Genomic DNA, 574 nt, shown 5'->3' with positions numbered 1-574 from the left:
CTGATCAACCAGCAGAACGTCACAACGCTGCATTTCGTTCCGTCGATGTTGCAGGCCTTCCTGCAAGACCCGGCCGTCTCCACGTGCCAAAGCCTGCAACGTATCGTGTGCAGTGGCGAGGCGCTACCGGTGGATGCTCAGCAACAAGTGTTTGCCAAACTGCCCCAAGCCGCGCTCTACAACCTCTACGGTCCGACTGAAGCGGCCATCGATGTGACCCATTGGACTTGCGTCGATGAGGGGCGCGACGCGGTGCCGATCGGCCGCCCGATTGCCAACCTTGGCTGCTACATCCTCGACAGCAACTTCGAGCCGGTGCCGGTGGGTGTGCTCGGTGAGCTCTACTTGGGTGGCATCGGCCTGGCCCGTGGTTATCACCGCCGCCCGGCGTTGACCGCCGAACGTTTCATCGCGCATCCGTTCGTCAAAGGCGAACGCTTGTACCGCACCGGCGACCTGGCGCGTTATCGCGCAGACGGGGTGATTGAATATGCCGGGCGTATCGACCATCAGGTCAAGCTGCGTGGCTTGCGCATTGAGTTGGGTGAAATCGAAGCGCGTCTGCTGGAGCATG

The 574-nt window shown here is 61.5% G+C and carries 1 protein-coding gene; it reads left to right on the top strand.

The window, feature by feature from the left end:
- Positions 1–574 (top strand): AMP-binding protein (locus tag DK871_RS29860; RefSeq protein WP_161907483.1); only part of this gene is annotated, 574 nt, incomplete at both ends.

Source organism: Pseudomonas sp. L13 (assembly GCF_009935965.1).
Taxonomy (GTDB): domain Bacteria; phylum Pseudomonadota; class Gammaproteobacteria; order Pseudomonadales; family Pseudomonadaceae; genus Aquipseudomonas; species Aquipseudomonas lactis.
The sequence above is the reverse complement of the archived record's forward strand: the minus strand, read 5'-3'. Positions and strand labels throughout refer to the sequence as shown.